Annotated in this window: 19 protein-coding genes and 1 pseudogene; 12 read left to right on the forward strand and 8 right to left on the reverse strand. The window is 42.8% G+C overall.

The genetic code is table 11. The annotated features are described in order from the left end of the window. The first annotated feature begins 36 nt into the window (after nucleotides 1-36). The 5 genes from AB6E85_RS21355 (at nucleotide 37) to AB6E85_RS21375 (ending at nucleotide 2,268) form a co-directional block, all read left to right on the forward strand. Entirely contained in the window at nucleotides 37-567 is a 531-nt protein-coding gene (locus AB6E85_RS21355) for a GNAT family N-acetyltransferase (RefSeq protein WP_210457381.1), read from the forward strand. Between the two features lie 442 nt (nucleotides 568-1,009). Continuing rightward, nucleotides 1,010-1,261: a hypothetical protein gene (locus AB6E85_RS21360; RefSeq protein ID WP_210457379.1), complete on the forward strand. Its 252-nt coding sequence runs from the start codon at nucleotides 1,010-1,012 to the stop codon at nucleotides 1,259-1,261. 190 nt (nucleotides 1,262-1,451) lie between these two features. Continuing rightward, complete coding sequence (locus tag AB6E85_RS21365; protein WP_372144142.1) at nucleotides 1,452-1,613, forward strand: hypothetical protein; 162 nt, start codon at nucleotides 1,452-1,454, stop codon at nucleotides 1,611-1,613. Continuing rightward, the gene (locus AB6E85_RS21370) at nucleotides 1,610-1,819 is read left to right on the forward strand and encodes a hypothetical protein (protein WP_372144144.1); all 210 of its coding nucleotides are present in this window, start codon (nucleotides 1,610-1,612) and stop codon (nucleotides 1,817-1,819) included. Before AB6E85_RS21365 ends, AB6E85_RS21370 begins: the two co-directional genes overlap by 4 nt. Continuing rightward, nucleotides 1,819-2,268, forward strand: a complete 450-nt coding sequence (locus tag AB6E85_RS21375; protein ID WP_372144146.1) for a hypothetical protein — start codon at nucleotides 1,819-1,821, stop codon at nucleotides 2,266-2,268. Before AB6E85_RS21370 ends, AB6E85_RS21375 begins: the two co-directional genes overlap by 1 nt. Before the next feature lie 323 nt (nucleotides 2,269-2,591). Here the strand turns inward: AB6E85_RS21375 and AB6E85_RS21380 are convergent, their stop codons facing one another. Beyond that, nucleotides 2,592-3,173, reverse strand: a complete 582-nt coding sequence (locus AB6E85_RS21380) for a DUF2913 family protein (protein ID WP_372144148.1) — start codon at nucleotides 3,171-3,173, stop codon at nucleotides 2,592-2,594. A 534-nt stretch (nucleotides 3,174-3,707) separates the two neighbouring features. Between AB6E85_RS21380 and AB6E85_RS21385 the strand changes: the two genes are divergently transcribed. The 7 genes from AB6E85_RS21385 (at nucleotide 3,708) to AB6E85_RS21415 (ending at nucleotide 8,996) form a co-directional block, all read left to right on the forward strand. Continuing rightward, a complete protein-coding gene (locus AB6E85_RS21385) occupies nucleotides 3,708-5,408 on the forward strand; it encodes a DUF3560 domain-containing protein (RefSeq protein WP_372144150.1) in 1,701 nt (566 codons plus the stop codon). Between the two features lie 92 nt (nucleotides 5,409-5,500). After that, on the forward strand, nucleotides 5,501-5,830 hold the full coding sequence (locus tag AB6E85_RS21390) for a DUF1640 domain-containing protein (protein WP_372144152.1): 330 nt from the start codon (nucleotides 5,501-5,503) through the stop codon (nucleotides 5,828-5,830). A 679-nt stretch (nucleotides 5,831-6,509) separates the two neighbouring features. Further along, on the forward strand, nucleotides 6,510-6,761 hold the full coding sequence (locus AB6E85_RS21395; RefSeq protein ID WP_372144154.1) for a hypothetical protein: 252 nt from the start codon (nucleotides 6,510-6,512) through the stop codon (nucleotides 6,759-6,761). 39 nt (nucleotides 6,762-6,800) lie between these two features. Next, complete coding sequence (locus AB6E85_RS21400; protein ID WP_372144156.1) at nucleotides 6,801-7,187, forward strand: hypothetical protein; 387 nt, start codon at nucleotides 6,801-6,803, stop codon at nucleotides 7,185-7,187. Between the two features lie 80 nt (nucleotides 7,188-7,267). Further along, complete coding sequence (locus AB6E85_RS21405; protein WP_372144158.1) at nucleotides 7,268-7,603, forward strand: type I restriction endonuclease subunit M; 336 nt, start codon at nucleotides 7,268-7,270, stop codon at nucleotides 7,601-7,603. A 54-nt stretch (nucleotides 7,604-7,657) separates the two neighbouring features. Beyond that, nucleotides 7,658-8,101 (forward strand): lytic transglycosylase domain-containing protein, encoded by a 444-nt coding sequence (locus tag AB6E85_RS21410; protein ID WP_372144236.1) that lies wholly within the window; start codon nucleotides 7,658-7,660, stop codon nucleotides 8,099-8,101. Nucleotides 8,102-8,636: 535 nt separating this feature from the next. Further along, a complete protein-coding gene (locus tag AB6E85_RS21415) occupies nucleotides 8,637-8,996 on the forward strand; it encodes a hypothetical protein (RefSeq protein ID WP_372144160.1) in 360 nt (119 codons plus the stop codon). 17 nt (nucleotides 8,997-9,013) lie between these two features. On the opposite strand, the gene traI is transcribed toward AB6E85_RS21415, so the two are convergent. From traI to AB6E85_RS21450, 7 genes and pseudogenes are all read right to left on the reverse strand, one after another. Beyond that, nucleotides 9,014-14,797: a conjugative transfer relaxase/helicase TraI gene (gene traI / locus AB6E85_RS21420; RefSeq protein ID WP_372144162.1), complete on the reverse strand. Its 5,784-nt coding sequence runs from the start codon at nucleotides 14,795-14,797 to the stop codon at nucleotides 9,014-9,016. A gap of 228 nt (nucleotides 14,798-15,025) precedes the next feature. Then, nucleotides 15,026-15,814, reverse strand: a complete 789-nt coding sequence (locus tag AB6E85_RS21425; protein ID WP_372144164.1) for a thioredoxin fold domain-containing protein — start codon at nucleotides 15,812-15,814, stop codon at nucleotides 15,026-15,028. A gap of 34 nt (nucleotides 15,815-15,848) precedes the next feature. After that, nucleotides 15,849-16,232 (reverse strand): hypothetical protein, encoded by a 384-nt coding sequence (locus AB6E85_RS21430; RefSeq protein ID WP_372144166.1) that lies wholly within the window; start codon nucleotides 16,230-16,232, stop codon nucleotides 15,849-15,851. Further along, nucleotides 16,232-18,331, reverse strand: a complete 2,100-nt coding sequence (traD, locus tag AB6E85_RS21435) for a type IV conjugative transfer system coupling protein TraD (protein WP_372144168.1) — start codon at nucleotides 18,329-18,331, stop codon at nucleotides 16,232-16,234. The genes AB6E85_RS21430 and traD overlap by 1 nt, the downstream gene beginning before the upstream one ends. Next, complete coding sequence (locus tag AB6E85_RS21440; RefSeq protein ID WP_372144170.1) at nucleotides 18,328-18,816, reverse strand: PadR family transcriptional regulator; 489 nt, start codon at nucleotides 18,814-18,816, stop codon at nucleotides 18,328-18,330. The genes traD and AB6E85_RS21440 overlap by 4 nt, the downstream gene beginning before the upstream one ends. Nucleotides 18,817-18,828: 12 nt before the next feature. After that, complete coding sequence (locus AB6E85_RS21445; RefSeq protein ID WP_372144172.1) at nucleotides 18,829-19,035, reverse strand: hypothetical protein; 207 nt, start codon at nucleotides 19,033-19,035, stop codon at nucleotides 18,829-18,831. 13 nt (nucleotides 19,036-19,048) lie between these two features. Further along, nucleotides 19,049-19,398: pseudogene (locus AB6E85_RS21450) on the reverse strand (hypothetical protein); the annotation flags it as partial.

Genomic DNA, 19,398 nt, shown 5'->3' on the forward strand with positions numbered 1-19,398 from the left:
GCCAGAATACGGCCTACAAATTTAGTATACAGGTTTATGCAAATCAATGATGTCGAATTTGTGTTGAGCTCCTTATCTTCCGAAGCAAAGAACGGTCATTTTACAGCTGCTTTTCTAGACGACTTTGAGTATGAGCAATTTAAAAAGTCATTGGTTCTGAGAGCTAATAATAAAATTTGCCCTAAGTTAATTCATGGAAAAGTAACAGCCTTAACTAACTTTTATTTTATATTTGAAAATGGAAAAGGAGAAAAAGTCGGGTTCATTGAGCTATCAGAAAAACAGTCAGGTGACTTTTGCAGAAGTACATTGGTGTTTGAGAATGTTGAAATTATGTCTGTTGTGATAGCCAAAGAACACCGAGGAAAGGGCTATACCAAGAGACTAATATCTGCGGCTTTGAGTGAATTGCCTACTAAAAAAACAGTATTTGCTAGGTGTCTGGAGCCATCAGTTAAAATGGTTAGAATTTTGGAGCAGCTAGGATTCTCTTGCGTAAAAATTACACCTAGAGGTTCAAAGTGGATGGAGCTTAAAGTTAGGTCTGACCTCATTCAAGATACATGAATTATTATATCCTTAATCATACCCATATGATTAAGGATTGATGTATAATTTACCTTATGTTCATATGAGTATGATTAAGGTTTCTTTTGAGTATTAGGATTAGCGCACAACAAAAGAATGCGATGTTGACGATATACTATATCGAACTCAATCATGGTCTTCATATTCCGGTGCATACTAGCTATCTACGTAAGCAGGTCAGCAAGTCGTTATGTAGAGAATTAGCCCCTAATAACTTCTTGGTCGGCTTAAGGACATTGGTAGTCAATGGCTATTTAGTGTACCAGGCGAATGAAGATAAGTTGTTAAATGCTTCAGCGAGAGAGAATGAAAACATGTGGCAACTTACGAGTAAAGGTCGAATGTATGCAGAGGAATTACACTCTGCGAGAATGCGCCCTAAACGGGCTTATACGAAGAAATTAATCAAGTAGGAAAAATTATGAGTAATGAGAAGGCTACTGAGCTTAATACTGCGAATCAAAAGCTGACAGAACTCATTAATGAGTTGCAAGTGCTTGAACGTGAATATGACCAGGCTGTTGAACATTCTGCAAGCTATTTTGGCAATGATGATCGTATTGAGCAGTTTAGGGACGATAGAGCTATGGAAGCATTAAATCGTGTTACAAGCGTCAAGGAGCAGATAGAAAATCAAACTCAATTGGTGCGAGAACTAGCAGTTAACTATTAAGCGAGGGAAAGCCGATGCCTTTTTCAATTAAATCTAAATTAGTGACGCTTTTGCTCATGGCAATATCCCTGTTTGTTGGGTTAAGTGTCGGAGAATATGACACAACGTATGGTGCAATGTCCATATTGATAATGTACGTGTCCCTTGCGGTTACTCTAACGGCACTAGGAAAAGTTCGTAGGGGGAATTCATGACTGAAAATGAACGATTCTTGAGTGAGCTTTTGCAAGATGTACGTGCAACTTTAGAAAACTATCAAGCCGAAAAATCTACAGTGCGCCTTCAATTAGTAAAATTACTTAATCGTCAAAATGCAAAAGGTGAGCAACCTTTTAAAGTGAGGAAGCAATGAAAATAATAAAAGAGTTTAAAGGAGATGGAGGGACTGAAAAGAGAGTTTTTGTTGACCTTAATCAAGTAGATGCCGTCTATGATTTAGAAAATAGCACCATGCTATTGATGGCGTCGGGAGCCAAAATACCGGTTAAAGGACGAGCAAAAGATATTGCTCGAGCCGTTGAAAAAGTGAAACTCCACGTTAAGGATACGTATAAATAATGTCTCAATTAGAGCCCATTTCTAACCCTGAGTTAGCGGAAAGGCAGATAGCAACATTATTTGTCACGTTGTATGAGTCTTGGCCAGTTCGGATTACTATCGATGCTCAACAAGTTACTGGAGTCATCTTTGATACCGATAGCCTATATGATACTCCTTCCACTCCAATCCCTAAAGAATGGACAATTTGCAGTGAATTGTTTGTTTGGCTTGAAAATGAAGGGTATATCAAAACCGATGGAGCAATTGGTAGCATTTGGACGTTAGGGAGAACACAACTCACTCATAAAGCCATTGAAACGATGAAGAGCCTTCCCGATCCGCTTAACCCTGAAAAGAAAAGAACGTTAATTGATGCCATCATCGATGTATCAAAGGATGGAGGTAAGCAAGCTAGAAACCAAATCATTAGCTTTGCAATGAGCGCTCTTTATGAGGCTGTTAAATGATCTTATTTTCTCTGTAAGGAAATTAAGAGTGTCAAATTGAACTAAGGAAAATGAAGTCTGCTCATGATTATTAGAATGAAGTCTACAGGTATATTACGGAGCACATTCTAGATATGTCCAAACCTAGTTTAACCAATGCTAACTTCAAACGATTCATGCGCAAGCCCGAGTTGCGTATTGAAAAAGCTCAATCACTGTATGATCTGCTTGAGCATACTTGCTTTGGGGTTCGATGCCACTTGGGAAAGCTATCGATTAAGGTTAAAGCTGGCGTTTTAATTGAACACCAATATACCCAGGGCAAAAAAAATGAGACGAAACCTTTATTTGTTTCGATGCAGCAAAAGATGAATGATTTCATCTTTATCTTCACTAACAATTTCAACACGATAAATCCCTTTGGCTTGTAGCGCTTTAATTAACACTTTCAATCGATTGGTCTTCACTGTTATGGCCAGTGGCTTTATTTGATTGTTGTCTTCATCAAACCCTTGCTCTACGCTTTTTTCTTTCATGTAGAGAGTGTCTCGTTCAATTTCTTTTTCTATATCTTCCAGCATCGACGGGAATTGATGCTGCTCAAATAACTCTGTTAACATGATATAGAGGTCATCAGCCTGTGAGAATTTGGATTGATACTCGAGATTCAGTCGATTGATATCCCATAGCTTTTCTTCAAGGTTGCCCGTTCCGCTACGGCCAATACTGAGCATTGTCTTTAGTTCATTTTTGCATGTCGAAAACTGAGGGCGCTTTACTTTTGGTTTGATGAATTTTACTAACAGCTCGTTTCTTCTTTTTGCTGTCCAAAATCCGCCTTGCTGACTCATCGTGCAATACAGTGCGAGAAGTGAATTTGTTACAAGTTCATCAAGGGCTTGATAGTGTTTAAGGTTCCGACTCATGAATTTATTCTATCTAGATAACTGAAGCTCGAGTTTATCAGAAAAGTAACGTTAACATCTTTCTGATGGCCTGAACTCATATCATTTTGCCGTTAGGTAAAGGCAGTATGGACGTTACCCTTCGGGCAAGGCTTTCCGCTTGTATCTTTTATCTATGGCCTAAGAGTGGCATCACCCTGGTGAGTCACTGCGTGCCGCCCCAGAATGTGCCTCTCTACAGTCCCTATCCAAAAGGATATCGCTGCAATCCTGAACGCCTGCGCCTCGTCATTCTTCCTCGTTGCCGTTCGTCGTGCCTCCTCACTCATTTCACTGCTTAAACGAAAGAATCTGTAAGATTTATTCCGTTTCTCGCCTGTCTTTTCCCTTTGATTTCTCATTCGCCGTGTCGCGGTCTTCCTGCTTAACGTCCCAAATCAGAACCTTATCTGCAAGGGTAAATAAACGCTTCGCGCCCCTGCAGAGAAGAACCATGATTTCGGGTCGAGCAGTCAGGCGACAACGGGAATGAAAAATTAATCAAAGGAAAAACTTATGACAGACTCAATCCGTAATCAATCAACAGCTTCTAACGTCCAAACAGCGACAAACGTATCCCCGTTTGAACAGTCAGGCTCATCCAAAAATGAATTTTTGAAAAGCTTCTCTGGCCATAAGTTGCGTAAAAATGCTAAGGCCAAAATTACTAAGTTGTTGGAGCTTGCGGATTCGTTGATCTTAAAAACTCAATCAATGGGTATGGATGATTGCTTTAGAAGTAACGAACCTGTAACGATTGACAAATCCGAATTTTGGGATTGGTACGAAAAGAACTACCGAGACATGGTGATTTTATTAACTGTCCATGATGGGGTTCTCGTGAAAGTGCAGGTTTGTGATTGTATTTACCACTTTTCTAATGATGTAGTTATGACTTTCTCACTGGATAAATTAGACGCGGAAGAGGCTATTTTTGATAATGATTCTTTGGTTGTTGAGGAAGTCGAAGAGGTGAAAGAAGAGGTTTTACTAGCACCGTTTGATAAGTACGAAAGCCTAATTAATACCGCCACCGTGAAGCAAGTTGTGATTGATTGGAGCGAATCAAATCTATTCTCTGATGGTGATGCGTACACGCTGGACGATTACAACACCAAAGCAATGCAAGAAGCTAAGGAAGTAGGGCGCAATAATGGTTACAGTAAAACAATGATGTATATCGAGTTTGAGAATGGCGATTTGGAGCGATTCAGACATGATATTGATGCAGACTACCCAACATTAAACCATTACTACGCGGCTGTGAGTGAGGTTAAATTAATTGCAGCCTCTAAATCTAAAGTGCGCTTTACGTTTGAATTAGTGACAAAGGCGTTAATTGACGGCTATCTGTCACCGCTTAACAGTGACGAGAAAAATCCACCACCACCGCCAGAAGATAAAACCCGAAAAGTTGTAGCCCTAGGAGACTATCAAGAGCGACAAGAGGAAAAGCGCGAACGTTTAGAAGAGCGAGCAATAAAAGCTGCTGCTGTATCTACAGAGCGTTTTAATACAGCAAGTTCATTGGGGAAAATGTTGCCTTTCGGTCAGCCTATTCTAGTAGGCCACCATTCAGAAGCAAAGCACCGCAGACACGCGGAGAATATTAATACAAACATGCGCAAAAGCGTAGAGGCTCAGGATAAAGCGGAATCTTTGAGCCGTCGCGCTGATAGTGTCGGTTCTGCTGGTATTGCATCAGACGACCCTGAAGCGGTCACAAAGCTAAAGCAAAAGTTAGATCATCGCGTTCAATCTCAGAAATTAATGAAAGCCGTCAATAAAGTGGTGCGCTCTACCCACATGAGCGAAGAAGATAAGATCGAATACTTGGTTAATACGCATGAGCAGACCGAAGAAAAAGCGAAAGATTTGCTAAAACCAGATACGTGGGGGCATGTAGGCTTTGCTAGTTATGCACTTAAAAATAATAACGCAATGATTCGTACTATTAAAAAACGATTAGAAGAATTGGAGGTGTTACACAATGAAGAACCACTACAGTGTAACGGTGAAGCAATGGGGACGGCTTGGGAGTTGTACGAGGAAGAAGGGCGCCTTAAGTTTTCTTTTGAGGGTATACCAGACGAAGCCGTTCGTCAGAAATTAAAAAATAATGGTTTTAAGTGGTCACGATACTCTAAAGCTTGGGTTCGTAAAATGACACCTAATGCGGTATTTGTGACAAAAAGGCTCGTGACCCTTCTGGACTAATTAAAAAATATGCTCATTCACGCCCATTCTGGCGTGAATGACTTCCATAACGTTATGTTGTAAAATAAAGATAATTGAATAAGGTTTCTACTATGTCTGAATCAAGCAAAGTCACATTAAGCGTTGAAGAGCTAATCAACCTAACCGCTCATGCTGCCACTCAAGAGCAGTTAAATGATACGCGCAAAGAACTCGATCAAAAGATTGAAGCTGTTCGTCATGAGCTTTCCGATAAAATCGATACGGCTCGTAATGAGCTTAAATCTGAAGTCGATATGGTTCGTAATGAGCTTAAATCTGATATTCAAGGGGTTCGCAATGAAGTGAGTTCCCTTAAAAACCTCATTATTGCAACAGCCTTTGCGATGATTGCGACTGTAGCCGGTGCAGCATTTTGGGTTGGTAGTCATATCAACGTCTAACATTCAAATATGTATCCTCAAATGCCTCTTATCCTAGAGGCATTTTTTTTACCTCGTGATTGCTGCACCCGCTTGGGTTTCTGCGTTAAAAGAGGTTGAGCCAAAGGCTCGACCGCAAGCGGTCGTATACGCGGCTCTTTGCATCATCATAAAGGCATATTACCGGTCTTAGTATGTTTATATTGCTCGGGAGTTTTGTTTATTACAGGGCTTTATGGGCTGTTTAAAGTTAAGGGGGCGTGATTGGATCTGATTTCGGGCGTTACCCTTCGGGCAAGGCTTTTCGCTTGTATCTTTTAGCTATGGTCTAAGAGTGGCATCACCCTGGTGAGTCACTGCGTGCCGCCCCAGAATGTGCCTCTCTACAAGTCCTTATCTAAAAGGATCTCGCTACAATCCTGAACGCACTCCTCTCACTGCGTTCGATGCGCCTCGTCATTCTTCCTCGTTGCCTTTCACTGACTTTAATTAAGTTCGAGTAAGGGCTTGTTTTCTTATGCGCCGATTTTCCTTTCTACTCGCACCACTTACGGACTCGCAAGCTGTTAACCGTCTCTCCCCACAACCTGATTTGCAAGGGTATATGAACGCTTCGCGCCCTTGCAAATCAGGTTGTGGGGAGAGCTCGTACAGCTAAGCGGCTCCGAAAAGTGATACTCAAACAAAAAGGAAACTCATTATGGCGCAACAAAACTCAACCCCAACTCTCTCTAGATTAAATTCAGCGACCAGCGTCTCGCCGCTGGAGCACGAAAGCTCACCAAAAAATGATATCTCCTGGAGTGATCGCAAACGTGTACGTGATCTGAAAATTTTAGACCGCTTAAGAGAGATTCACGGATTGCGCCGTAAGTCTAAAGAAACCATGAATTTTAATCCTTTAAATTACGTGTGTACTGAACATGGGTGCATTAATATTCGTCGAACTTAATTAGTCATTTGAAGTTATAAAATTAATAGAGGTCAAAATATGAAATATCTATCTCATTATACTCAACAAAAACAAACCGATTTATTTAACGAGTTAGGCGCATTTTTCGCTTTCTCTAATCAGCAGTTTGATGAAGCAAAAAAAGAGGGGGTTGAGTATTGCCGAGTTATAGCGGGGTTAATTTGCCCTGTTGATAATGCAAAAACACTTGTGGAGCAACTTGATGTTATTCAAAAGGAAGGCATTAAACAAGATATTGAGGAGAATGGTAAAGAAGCTATCATTCGCCGTGAATTATTTAATCATGAATGCTTTTATACGAATGATATTTCTGATTGTGTAGAAAAAATTGAAGAGTACGGTTATTCATATGATGATATTTATCAAGTCTTTAACCAGATCCGTAAAACAGAAGACGTTTATTAAACGTTAAAAAGTAAAGCGCCTTGATATTTGGCCAATAAATATCAAGGCAAGTTCAATTTAATCACATTGGAGTTTCATAAATGAACGAACTGAATGTTACATCAAGTAATGAGCAAAAAAAAGAAAAAAGTTATGTTTGTTCAGCACTACCATTTGAGCTTGGTGTTGTGGTTTGTACCCCAGGGATTGAGAGTTTGTTAAAAAACAGTTTAGGCGTCAATCTTTCTATTTATTTACAACGTCATCAAAGTGGTGATTGGGGAACGGTGAAGATTGAAGATAAGATCCTGAATGATGAAGCGACCAAAAAAGGTGATCGTATTTTATCAAGTTATCTCCTTTGTAATGAAAAAATTTTGATCATTACTGAACACGATCGAAGTTGCACCACAGTTTTACTTCCTCATGAATATTGATATGGTCAATTGATGCGATATAATGGAGTCCAATTTGGGCTCAATTTTTTATTTATGAAAAAATTAATTCTATTGCTTTGTGTTTTTCCTGGTACTGGTGCTGCTTTTTGTTTTGATGAGGCCGGTCAGTATTATAATATTGATCCTGATTTGCTAAGGTCGATTGCTCATGTTGAGAGTAGCTTTGATCCTAATGCTTATAACGAAAATAAAAATAAAGATGGGAAAGTGATTACTCGTGATTTTGGATTGATGCAAATCAACTCTTCCTGGTTTTCTAAGCTGGCAGAGTTTCAGGTTGATGATGTCAGTGTCTATGAACCTTGTTTTAATGTTTCACTAGGGGCTTGGGTATTAAGCTCTAATTTCGCTACCCATGGCTTTAATTGGAATAGTGTCGGCGCTTATAATGCTGGATTCTCTGCACGTACAGAACCAGCTCGAAAGAGATATATCGAAAAAGTACAAAACGCTTATTTCAATACGAAGCTTAAATAACTAACGCATGCACTATATTGGTGCAATGTCTGACGTAGTTACATCCTCCTCCTTAGTTCAATACCCCCTTCGATTCAATCGCCATCGCACCGGCTTTTACTCTTGTGACCAAAACACCACTCGAATACTAAGACGACCTCAATAAAAACTCCGAAGTCGCCACTCTCTTCTAACTTCATCCACACCCTACGGCACATTGTTACACAATGTGGTTGGTTGTCTTTAAAGTTATAAAACCTTTAAAAACAATGTCTTATGTTGATATTTCGGATTAATTTGAACTAGATAAAATTTTTAATATTTCAACTAGTTAGCCGATTAAATCTCAGTCAAAAAATATGTAAATTAAATAAATACTCATTTAAGCCTTTATCTAAAAGGTCTTAAGGGGTGTTTGAATGTCTTTTTAATGGATTTTAAATTAATATTTATTTAAGCCTTTTGTAATAAGGTTTTGAGGGTGAATTCTTGCTATTGATTCAATGGATGTTCAATGATATTTTAGTTAAATTCATTGATTGTAAAGAGGTGTGTTTTGAAACGATCTTATCCATTACAGGCGTCAATTAGAGATCAATTAGAGAAGGATTTTTTAAAATTTAGGGATCGTGAAGGGCTTAGTGATGCCGAAGCTACTCGACAACTCTTAACATTGGCTTTGCGGATTAAGTTGAATGATAGTGACGATGATAGGCCGTCGAACCGTGAGTTGATGGAAGAGATTTATCGACGTGTTAGGCAGGTTCAAGGAACGAGTAATTTAACTTTAGCTCATGGTTTTGATGGTGAAGCTTATTATAAAAATAAGAGTGATTCTGTCGAGCAAAGGAAATCTACGACAGCACTTGTCGATAAAAGTGTCGATGCTTACCTATCCGGTGAAAAAAAGGGGTAGCGTATGCTACCCCTTTTTTATCGTTCTAGCTCTCGCTCAATTTCCCTATTTTCTCTTTCTTCTATTATTGATTCTCTATTAAAGTCTAAATCTATCTGAGGTGAGTGCTCTTTGTGGTCAAAATGCTCGAGTGATTGACTATCCAGTTCTCTTCTATCGTCGAGTGCTGGTGAGCTAGGCTCTCTTCTCTCATTAGTTTCAGAGGAGTCACTTATTTCTTGGTGAGTTGGGTTGTCTTGTCTATCGATGTTTTTTAAACATTGGTCTATATCGCTTTTTAAATTTTCACTGGACATGAATTGAATGTCACGATTGGAAAAGTTGGTCATTATTTTCTCAACGTTATTTGGGTTGAGGTCGTGATTACCTTGTCCGAGTACAATAATGATGTGTTGTCTTAACTCATCAGTGGATATGTTTTGAATGTCATTTTTGTGATTTACATTAATGATATCAAATTGTCCATTTGTTTCCTGATTAATAATAAAAGAGCTCTCAATGTCGGTGCTGATAATGGTTGTGCTTCGGTGTTCACCATGATTGAAGCTCGTCATATTTTTTGTTTTCGTACCTAAGGTTCTAGGGTTAATATCAAGTGCTTCGTCTTTTTCCCCTTTATCACTTAAATAGGTGACCTCAATGGCTTTCGTCTCACCTTGTGTATTATGGATGTTGGTGAGTATTGCAGGGTGAAAGGCTTTATCTTCTGATGAATATACAGAAGGGTGGAACCGAACGTTGGTATTGTCGATGTCCTTTACCCCAAGTCGATTTAAATATCGTTCGGCTAATGTACCTGACAGCGGCAGGCTTTGTTCGATGTATTCCTTTGCTCTTTCTTCAAATTGAGCGATATGTCTCGGTGTGGTGTTTAATAATCTATCGTGTTTTTCATTCGCGTGAATTTGGTGTTTTTCTGGTTGGTTGAGCATGTCATGAGCGGCATTCATTGCCTCTTTGTAATTAATATCTTTGTGGCTCATGATTAGGTTTATCAATGAGCCTTTCTCGCCAGTGGTGTAATCTTTAAAATAACCGCGGTATTCACCGGTTAATGAGACTTTAATGGCTGATTTTCCGATACCAAACGTTAAATAGTCGCGATCTGATTTTGACCGGTTCGGTTGCCCTAATAATTGCTTTGCGAGGCTTTCTGTGTATTTAGGTAATTCGTTGTTGATGTGTTCTTTAAATAAGCCGTAGTCAAACTCCCCACTTTTATTTTGATAGCGGACGTCCTCATGTGGGAGCGCGTTTCGGTTGAAGTAGGTTGTCGATGCTTGCGGTGTCTGGTCGAGCGTTTCGATGGCACTGTGCTTATTGGATTCTTTGGATTGCCAAGTTTTCACCATCTGTTTTGGGTTGTCGGTATAGAGGGTTAAATGATCACTGGCTCGCGTGAGATCGATGTAGGCCCGTCTTAGATTGGTGAGTCCCCCTTTTCCTTGAATGGCTGTGATCACATGAGGGTAGGTGGTGCCTTGCGCCATGTCTGCGGTTCGCGTGTATGCGTAATCCCAATGTGCGTCTCTGAGTTCATTGGGTTTTATGGTCAGTGTGCTCCCTGCTTCTGAGCGTGCAGTAATGCTTTGCTCGTCCGCACTTTGTATCTGGTATTCGACGTTAGCCTTGATATCTCGAGTCTTGTCTGTGAAGCGAGTGATGATTTTATCGTTTTTGGATAAGGGTTGGTGAGAGAGTGAAAATAGCGTGGTAAACGTATGATCACGGTTACGGGGTAAGAATGCTTTTTCTTTGCCCGTCGCCTCATTTTTTAAGGTCACGATCCCGTGCTCAGAATCCACGCCGGTGATGGTGGCGTACTCTCCGGGTTTCGTGCTCAAAATCAAGCCTTTCTGATATGGCATCATAGTGGAGAGCTCTTCACCGGTGGCGCCTATTGAGCGAAGTCTTGAAGCTGCAATGTTTTCTTGGCCTATTTCTCTGACTCCTATCAAGCCTTCGCGAATATGCTCTGTGATGTTATCCCTTTCGACGTTGGTGTAAGCAATAATGAGAGTGCTTTCTCGGGTTTCTGGTGTTCGAGAGAGATAATCTTGCGCAACGGCATAGGGGAGCTTTTCTGTTGCCGTTTGTTGCGCTTGACGCGTGTTAGGGTTCGTGGTGTCTAATGTTGAGATCACATGCTCGGTTTTACCTTGGGGATCAGGGTTTTGTTTCTGTAATTTATCGAGTGCGCTATTGGGTTGTTTATCGAGAATGTTGTGGACAGCATTCAGTAAGGTGTCGTTTTGCTGACGAACAATGTCGGTCATTTTGGCGGTATCGATGGTGCCTTGTTTCATGGCGAGCTCAAAAGGTTTACCAGCACTGAGTGACAACAGTTGCTCTTTATCACCGAGTAGGACGGCTTTAGATTGACTGTTGATGATTAAGTCTGTGAACTCTTTCGCCTGTTTGTTGCTGACCATCGAGCTTTCATCAAGAAAGAAGAGACTACCTTGATAGTCGCTTGGCTCTTTGGTTCCTCTTCTTATATCGGTCAAGAGGCTTTCTAAGGTTTGTGCTTCAACGCCTTTCTTTTGGAGCTCACTGACGGCGGCATGAGTTGGCGCAAGTCCTATGATTTGTGTTGGCTTGTTTTGTCCAACCTGGCTTGTGTGTTCAATCAAGTCGATATTGGATTCGAGCATGGTTGATTTGCCTGTACCGGCGAGCCCTTGTATGGCCACGATGCTGTCTTGTGTTGTTGATATCAGGGTAATGCTGTCTTTTTGGCCGGGGGTCAACCTCGTCTGGTCATTGAGGTACGCCTCGATTTGGGTTGGGGTCGCATAGGGTTGATGTTGCGCCTTGCCTCGTTCAATGTTCGTCAAAATGTGTTTCTCGGTGTCAAGTGCGGCTTTTGTCGTCCAGCGTGTGCCATCGCTGTATTCGGCTGACAGGGCGTCTCTGCGCTTTTCCAGTACCTCTTCGACTTGCTCTTTAGTGATGGGGGCCCCCGACTCTTCAAAAGCGTACCGGACGGCTTCCACGACTAATTCTTTTTGACTGAAACCAGCTTCTCGTTCAGAGAGGTGGTTTAAAGCAAAATTGACCGCTTGCTCATGAGGTGGGCGCGTTCTATCTTGTGACAGCATCGATAGGGCTTGATGAACATCTTGTCGTACTTTCTCTTCCGTTGCTGTTGAAAGGTAGCGATCATTTGCGTGTTGAGTGTGCATCACACGTTCAATGGCCGATGGTGTGATGGCGGTTTTTTCTAATGCACTGCGTGCTTTATCAGGATTATCAGTGAAAATGTCGAGGTGCTCTGTCTTTTCATTCAGATCGTTCAATAAGGCTTTTGATAGCGTAAAAGCTTTGGCTGATAAGAGGGTGTGCGTTTTATTATCAATGTGATTTGCAGTGTGTACATAATCGTATTGGAGCGGCGCATCTTTGAGTTTATCTAACGGTAACTTGAGGGTTTCCCCTTGCGTATCTTTTAAGGTTAGGGATTGTTGAGATAGTTCAGTGACCTGGTAACTTTTATGAGCCTCTAACCCTGATGGGAAGTGTTTACCTAAGGTGGTTAAGCGTTCTCCTTTGGCTATATTAAGACTTTGCGGTTTGCTGATTTGTACATTCATCGCCTTAAATGAGTTTGATGCTGGATCGAACGTAGTGGCTTTCCCATCTTGTTTGTTGATGGTGTGAAGGGTGTTCGTCGCTTTGTCGCTGCTGGCAACAACAAAGGTATGAGGTTTGCCTTTTTCCCATTGGGTGAGTGTCATGCCGGGTTTATAGTGCTGTGCTAAAGGCTGTTGGGATTTTGACAGGAAATGGGGTACTTGCGTAAACAGGGTGGTTTCACTGCGTGCTAATTCACCGGTGTTTTTTAAGGCGCCTCGAATGTGACTGGTGAGTCGTCTTTGCTCTACGCCGGAGGTGGCAAGGACTTGAGTCTCGGCTTTATTTGCTCGCTCAGCATACATGCGTGCCACTTGTTTAGCGTCACTGTCATAGAGCTTTACTTGGCTCTGGCGTGCGGTGGTGTTGACCCAATTGTGGCTTTCGACATTGCCTTTGCTATACAGGTCAATGGCGTTGTGCGCTTTAAACCCTTGGCGACTCGAGGTTCGATTGAGGAGCATCACTTTGCTGCCGGTTTGTTTGGCTTTTTCTGTCAGAGTGATTAACTCATTTGCACTCATTTTATTTGCGTCATCGATGAGTAACACATCTTTGTTGGTTAACTCCGACTTTGAGTGGAGTATGCCTTGTAGACTATGACGCTGCTCTGGCTGAAATATTTGTGAGATCCAAGCTTTGAGGGTGTGACTCTCTCTTTGAATGGCGATTTTACTTTGGAGACTGGCTTTGGCGCTTTGTGAGACAAATTGAACGCGTTTCCCACTGTGGTTGCCTACATTTAATAATTGTTGTGCGATTTTCTCCGATGAGCCAAACACATTCACGACATGGAATTGTTTTGTGGAATGGTAGAGTTCGGTGAGCTTTTGTTGTTGGTTTACTGGAATGTCGAGACGGCGAAGGGTTGACGGTTCAACGTGCGTGCGCATGTGGTGCGCACGTCCCTTGGTGATGTCCATGAGGGCTTTTTCGTTTTGTAGCAACGCTTTTGATGTGTATTGCCCTTTCTCTTTTAATCCAACCAGAGTGCCATCCTTAATCAACCCATCGGTGGCTTTTTTTAAATCGATGGCGTTCGGTTGCTCGGCTCCTTTGGTGAAGTCACTGGCCGCAAGCTCGATGATTTTTTCTAAATTGAGTGAGGTGGTGTACTGACTTAAATGATCGATTGCCCTAAGTAGGGCTTGTTTGGTGTCTGCCGGGGCGAGGGCGGGGGAGTCGATTTGGGCTTGCTCTTTTGCGTTTTCAACGAGCTTCGCAGGGTTAAGTCCTTGCTCTTGAGTGGCCGCTTGCCATTGACTGTTTAAGGCCGCGTTGCTGTGATAGGTTTTGGCCTGGCGAGTATTGAGTGCGGCGGTGTCTCTGGTGGCTTGAGTGTTATGGCCAAATTCTAAAGCTTGTTGGTCGATTTGTTGTTTTCGAGTTGAGAACGCTTCCATTAACGTAGAGGGAACGCCCTTTATATCAAACTGCCCATGGCCGACGCCCTGGGTTTGATACCCTAATTCTTGAGCACCTTTGGCTAAATGACTTTGATAAAGAGCGGTGTAATACTTTTGGAAGTTATAAATCCGTTCGCCACTGCCGTTAATGACTCCCCCTTTTTGCTTAAGACTCGAGGCAAGTGTGCGAAGTTCGCCTTCTTGATTGCGAGTCATGTTTGCGGCGAGGGCATGAGAATGGACTTGTGGCTCGTTTGCTCGACTGGTTTTATGACGGACGACGGCAAAAAGCATGGATTGCGTATTGTGGTACTCTCGCTCTCCTTTGTCTTTTGTTTGAGTGACTTGAGCCACGTCTTTTTCTAATTCGCCCAAAGCAAACTTCACGGCGTTATTGTGCGTCTCGATGAGGCGGGTATCTCCTCCGACGAGGGCTAGAATACTGACCGACTTTGGCGCAGAAAAGGTCAGATCGAAGCCGGCCTTATGGTTGTCCCTTTTTCCCTTAATGGTTTCCTCTCCTAGATGACCCGAAAGTGCCGCCTCTAGTGTCTTTTCATCGACGGGTTTACCCTCCAGCCCGGACTCTTTAGCTAGCTCCCCAAACCAAAAGGTATTTTCGTCTTGGTCTTTTTCTTTGAGGTAGTAATTGTCATTCGTGTCCTTTTCTAAGGAGACGTCAGGCAAATCTTTTGGGGTTTCTTCACCGAGATAGTATTTGGTGGCTGAAGAGGCGGATTTTAACGGACTGATAGAGAGCATGAAAAGACTCCTGATGGCACCAAACACCGTTAGCCGCGAAGCTCCGGTGTTTGATTTATTTTGTTGTTAGGGCTCGGCCTATGACTTGAAAAAGGATGGCTAGGCAAAAAAACAGCGTTAAAACAAACGCTGTGCTTAAGCCAATTAAAGTCGATATAGAAACGAATAATGTTGTCGTTACGTTGGTTTTAATAGTGGTTCTCACACTATTTCCTTTATTGGTTTGATCTACAGAGTAGATTGCTCTAATTGCTTGATTAGCTCTGTTGGCGGTACGTAACCACTCACGAGCTCACCACCGGGTAAAAAGATGGCAGGTGTGCCATTAATTCCGAGTTCACGGCCAAGTTGGTGATGTTGTGCGATGATTTCTCTCTCCTTTGCAATATCGTTATTGCTTACGGTGATGCGACGGCTTTCTTTCCCTTTATCCATCATCGATTTTGGGTCTGCTGCAGCCCATATCGTGGCCAGTTGGTCAGCGACAGGACCTGTTGCGCCTTGGCGAGGGAAAGCCAGGTAGCGAACAGTGATACCCAACTCATTGTAATCTTTTACTTGGCTATGTAGGCGGCCACAGTACGGGCACGTTATGTCTGTAAATACGGTGACTACGTACTTTTCATTATCTGCTTTATATTCGATAGCTGAGTCTGCCATGGCTGTGATTTTTTCAGCATTTATCGGGGCTTGGCGTTTAGCCAGTACATCACTGTATTGACCTTCATCATCTAATGAGTAAAGCGTGCCGGCTAAAAAATACGCCCCGGTTGGCGATGAAAATAGCGTTCCGTTGTTCGTTTGAACTTCAATAAGCCCCGCGATGTCAGAAGGACGGACGCTAAGGACTTCCACCCCAATTTTTTCAAAACGTTGGGTTAATGCCACGGTATCCGTCGTTTGAGTCGGGGCGGCTTTGTTTGCCGGTGAGGTTGGCTCTGCGTGCTCTTCGGATGCATTACAGGCTGTTAGGACAAAGGGGATTGCTAGTAGGGGGAGGTGGCGTAATACGCGCATTGTGTTCACCTTAAAAATAAATGGGTTGATGTTTTTATGTTATTGACGGTTGAGTGTCTTCTAAAACTTGCCAGTCTGTCGCAAAGTAAAATTCAACGGTCCAACCATAGGGAGTCATTGTGTGTAATTTCCAGACAGCCAAAGGGTACTTGCCGGAAATATGATCAAGGTAATGGCCCACGTAGTTACTGGCTAGATTGCCGCGAATATCACGTATTAAAGCATCGACTTTGGGCTCATCTTCAAACCCAAAACTCAAGCTGATGCGCATTTCCTCAAAATCAGGCTCATCTGCCGCCTTTCTATAATCAAGTTCGAGTTGGGTTGCTAAGCTTTTAAGCGCTGATAAGAATTCCACAAACCCCTTGGCAAACCTTTCTTTTTCTTGTTCGGGTAAATCCAGTTCGTTAATGTCCATTATTCCACCATTTCCTCATTGCCAATGTCTTGAGATATCGCCGACTCTTCAAGCTCAGCTTGTGCTCTCTCTTGATGCTCGTCGTTGGCTGTATTCTTCGCAACGTCTTCACTGGCTAAAGCTCTTACGGTCTCACTTTGTGTCGCGGCTTTAATCTGGTCTGTCTCGAGCTTCATCTCTTCGGGACTTTCAAATTGGGAAGCTTGCCTGTCATCGAGCACTCTGCGTTCGTCTTCGTTTAAAAATAACCCAGGTGCGACACATTCGTAGTACACCGCTTTTTGATAGACGTTCGTCATTGCTAAAGAAGGGGTGTAAGCACGCTTAACAAAGGCCGGCCCCATGTCTTTCAGCTTGTCAAAATGTAAATCGAGCAGAGTAATGAAGCTGCTACCCGGGACTCGTAAGTAACATTGCAGATCATCAAGCGCTTGAATTTCACTTGGTGATACGACCGGGCGGGTGACGGTTTGGTGGCCAATGGACACACCATCACGCAGGGCATTAGCGCCATAAGAGATGTTTTCTTTTGAAATGTCGACTTCTTGTTCGCCCAAATCTTTTGATGAAATTTGAGCCATTTGATTTGAGGGCGCCCTGAAATAGAAGCGAGAGTTGAGCAAATCGAATATAACGTCCGCTGTGTTCTTGCCATACGTTTTAACGAGTTGCGCGTATGACTGGAGACCAATCACGTAACACCCTCCGAACTTACGTACTTCGGAGATGATGTTATCGAGTTCGGGCAGCTTATGCAGGCTTGGCATTTCATCCATGATCACCCAAATGCGTCTATCTTCATCGGGGTCTAACCCAAGAATGGCGTTGGACGCAATGGCGAGCCAGGTTGAGATTAACGGACGTAAAGAAGCGTGTTGTTGTGCATTGCTCGAGAGGAACAAGAATCCTTTTTGATTGTCATCTTGCACCCAATTGGTGATGGAGAATGGTTGGCGTTTAAGCGCGCCTTTTGCGTCCTTTTCATCGAGTCCATCCAGAAATCGCAGGCTCTTGATGTAAGTGGCCAACACCGACTTGATTGAAATGGCGGTTTTCTTGATGTCTTTTGAGACTAATGATGCGGACTCCGTGCCTTGTAAAAAATGGCCTAGCGTATCGAGCTCTGAGGTTAAGATGAGTTGTAAGAGGCGAGCGGTTGAGCAAGGCTTATCATCTTGGCTCATTCGATAAGCGGTACTGGAAAAAATCGTTCGTGCCGAATCGACCCAGAATGGGTCACCTTCCCCGTGTTGAGGAATGAGGGCATTGGCGATGTTTTCAAAGTCGGGGGCTTCTGATGCGTCACACCAAACATCCCAATTGGCGCACCGTTCATCAAAAGGGTTGAGTAAAATATCTTGGCTAGGGTCAAAAAACTTACTGGTAAAGGTACAGCCCTTATCGTAGACAATGGCTTTGTCTCCGCGTTTTCGTATCCAAGTCAGCAGTTTTCGTAACATGACCGATTTACCCGCGCCGGTTGTTCCATCAACAAGCAAATGCTGCACTTCAAACTCATTTTTAAATAGGGCTTTTCCGTCCACTTTGAAATCGGAAATGTGGCCATTGCCAACGCCTTGTTGTTTGAGTTTCTTTGCGCGTTGTTTTAAATCTTGAGTCAGTTGCTTAGGCTCTGCGTACTGAAACCCTCTGACATGAAAGTCTTGACTCTGTTTTTCGCCTTGATGTTTGAAAAAGCGCAGTGCGAATGAAAACAGCAGTAATCCAATGGCGATGGCCACCAAGAAATGAATTTGGACCAAGTACCAAAGCTCATGATGCAGGTTTAATAAGATAGGGTTTTCAAGCTGTGAGCCGAGTGTGTCGGTGTAACGTTCCCCTTCCCAGATAGTGGTTACTGTTGAGTCTAAACCTTTACCTAGTTTTGCGTATATGAAGTTACGCCAGTAATACTGTTCGGCATAAAAGGCATTGGCAGGTGCACGAACGTAGGTCAGTAACAAGGTGGCGGTCACTATTCCCCAACCTAAAAACTTAACCAGGGTGTTGTTGACCTGAAAAAACATGCGGATGGCATGGAAGGTGATTTGACCACCGCGGGTGAAGTGGCTGCTTTTATCGCGAGTGGGCGTGTTCAAAACAAGGTCTCCTGGATTTCGGTATACCAATCTAAGTTCAATTGCACTTCTGCTAAGCGCTTTTTGAGCACGAGGGTTTGAGGTATCGTGAGATGAGGGGAGGTTAAGAGAGTCTCGTATTGCTGAGAGGTTTTGTGTGCGCTTTTGATGCTGCGTTCAAGCTCTTTACTTAATTCTACTGGTGCAAGCTGATGGTTGATGAGCTTGACGCAAAGGGTATCCCGAGGCTCACTGGTGGTGACCGGTGTTGATAACCAAGTGATCAGGGCTTGTCTCCCTTGTTCGGTGATGGTGAAGGCATTGCCTCTTGTTCCACTGTCTAATTGCTCTTCAATCCACGCCTCTTTTTGTAAGACCTTTATCTCTTTGTAGGTTTGTTGAATGACCGTGCCCCAATAATGAGAATGATTGATTGCCTTAGTGACACTGTAACCGGTGTGGGGCTTTTCATTTAAATGCGTCAGAATAACGTAACGTAGTGACATATTCATTTTCCTTTAAGAGGCTTTTCTCATGCTTTCACGAGTGGTGCGGAACGCCTCTGCGAAATCATCAAAATCAGTACAGTTCGGATCATAAGGGTTTGGCATAGAGCTACTGGATTTTGCGACCATTTCCCCAAGCTCTGCCGCCGTATCCCACTCAAAGGTAGCCCCTTTGTGTTTATAACTGTGTTTGGCTTTTTTAAACCATTGATGAGTCATTATTTCTCTCCTTTTAATACGGCCAACCGTTCATGCGATGCGCCTCAGGGATAACCTGATGGCATGGGTATTGGGTTTGCAGTCCGTATTGCACTACAGAGTTTGTTGCTCTGAAAGCGGCAACGCCGTTGTAACGTTTGAATGTGTCAGGATTTATTTTCAAAGTGCGCTCCAATGCTTCCCAAATTACATTTTCAATAAATCGTGTTGGGTCGTCGCTCGCCGGTCGAATACCAAGCTGGCCCCCTTTAGGACAAAACCAAGGTCTGATGTTCATCTGGATCTGGTTATAGACACTGCTGGCATAGGCTTGTTGAGTACCCAGCAAAAACGCTTTTAATTGCGCTTGCTCAGGTGTTCCGT

The organism is Vibrio sp. 10N.247.311.51, assembly GCF_041467855.1.
GTDB lineage: Bacteria > Pseudomonadota > Gammaproteobacteria > Enterobacterales > Vibrionaceae > Vibrio > Vibrio coralliirubri.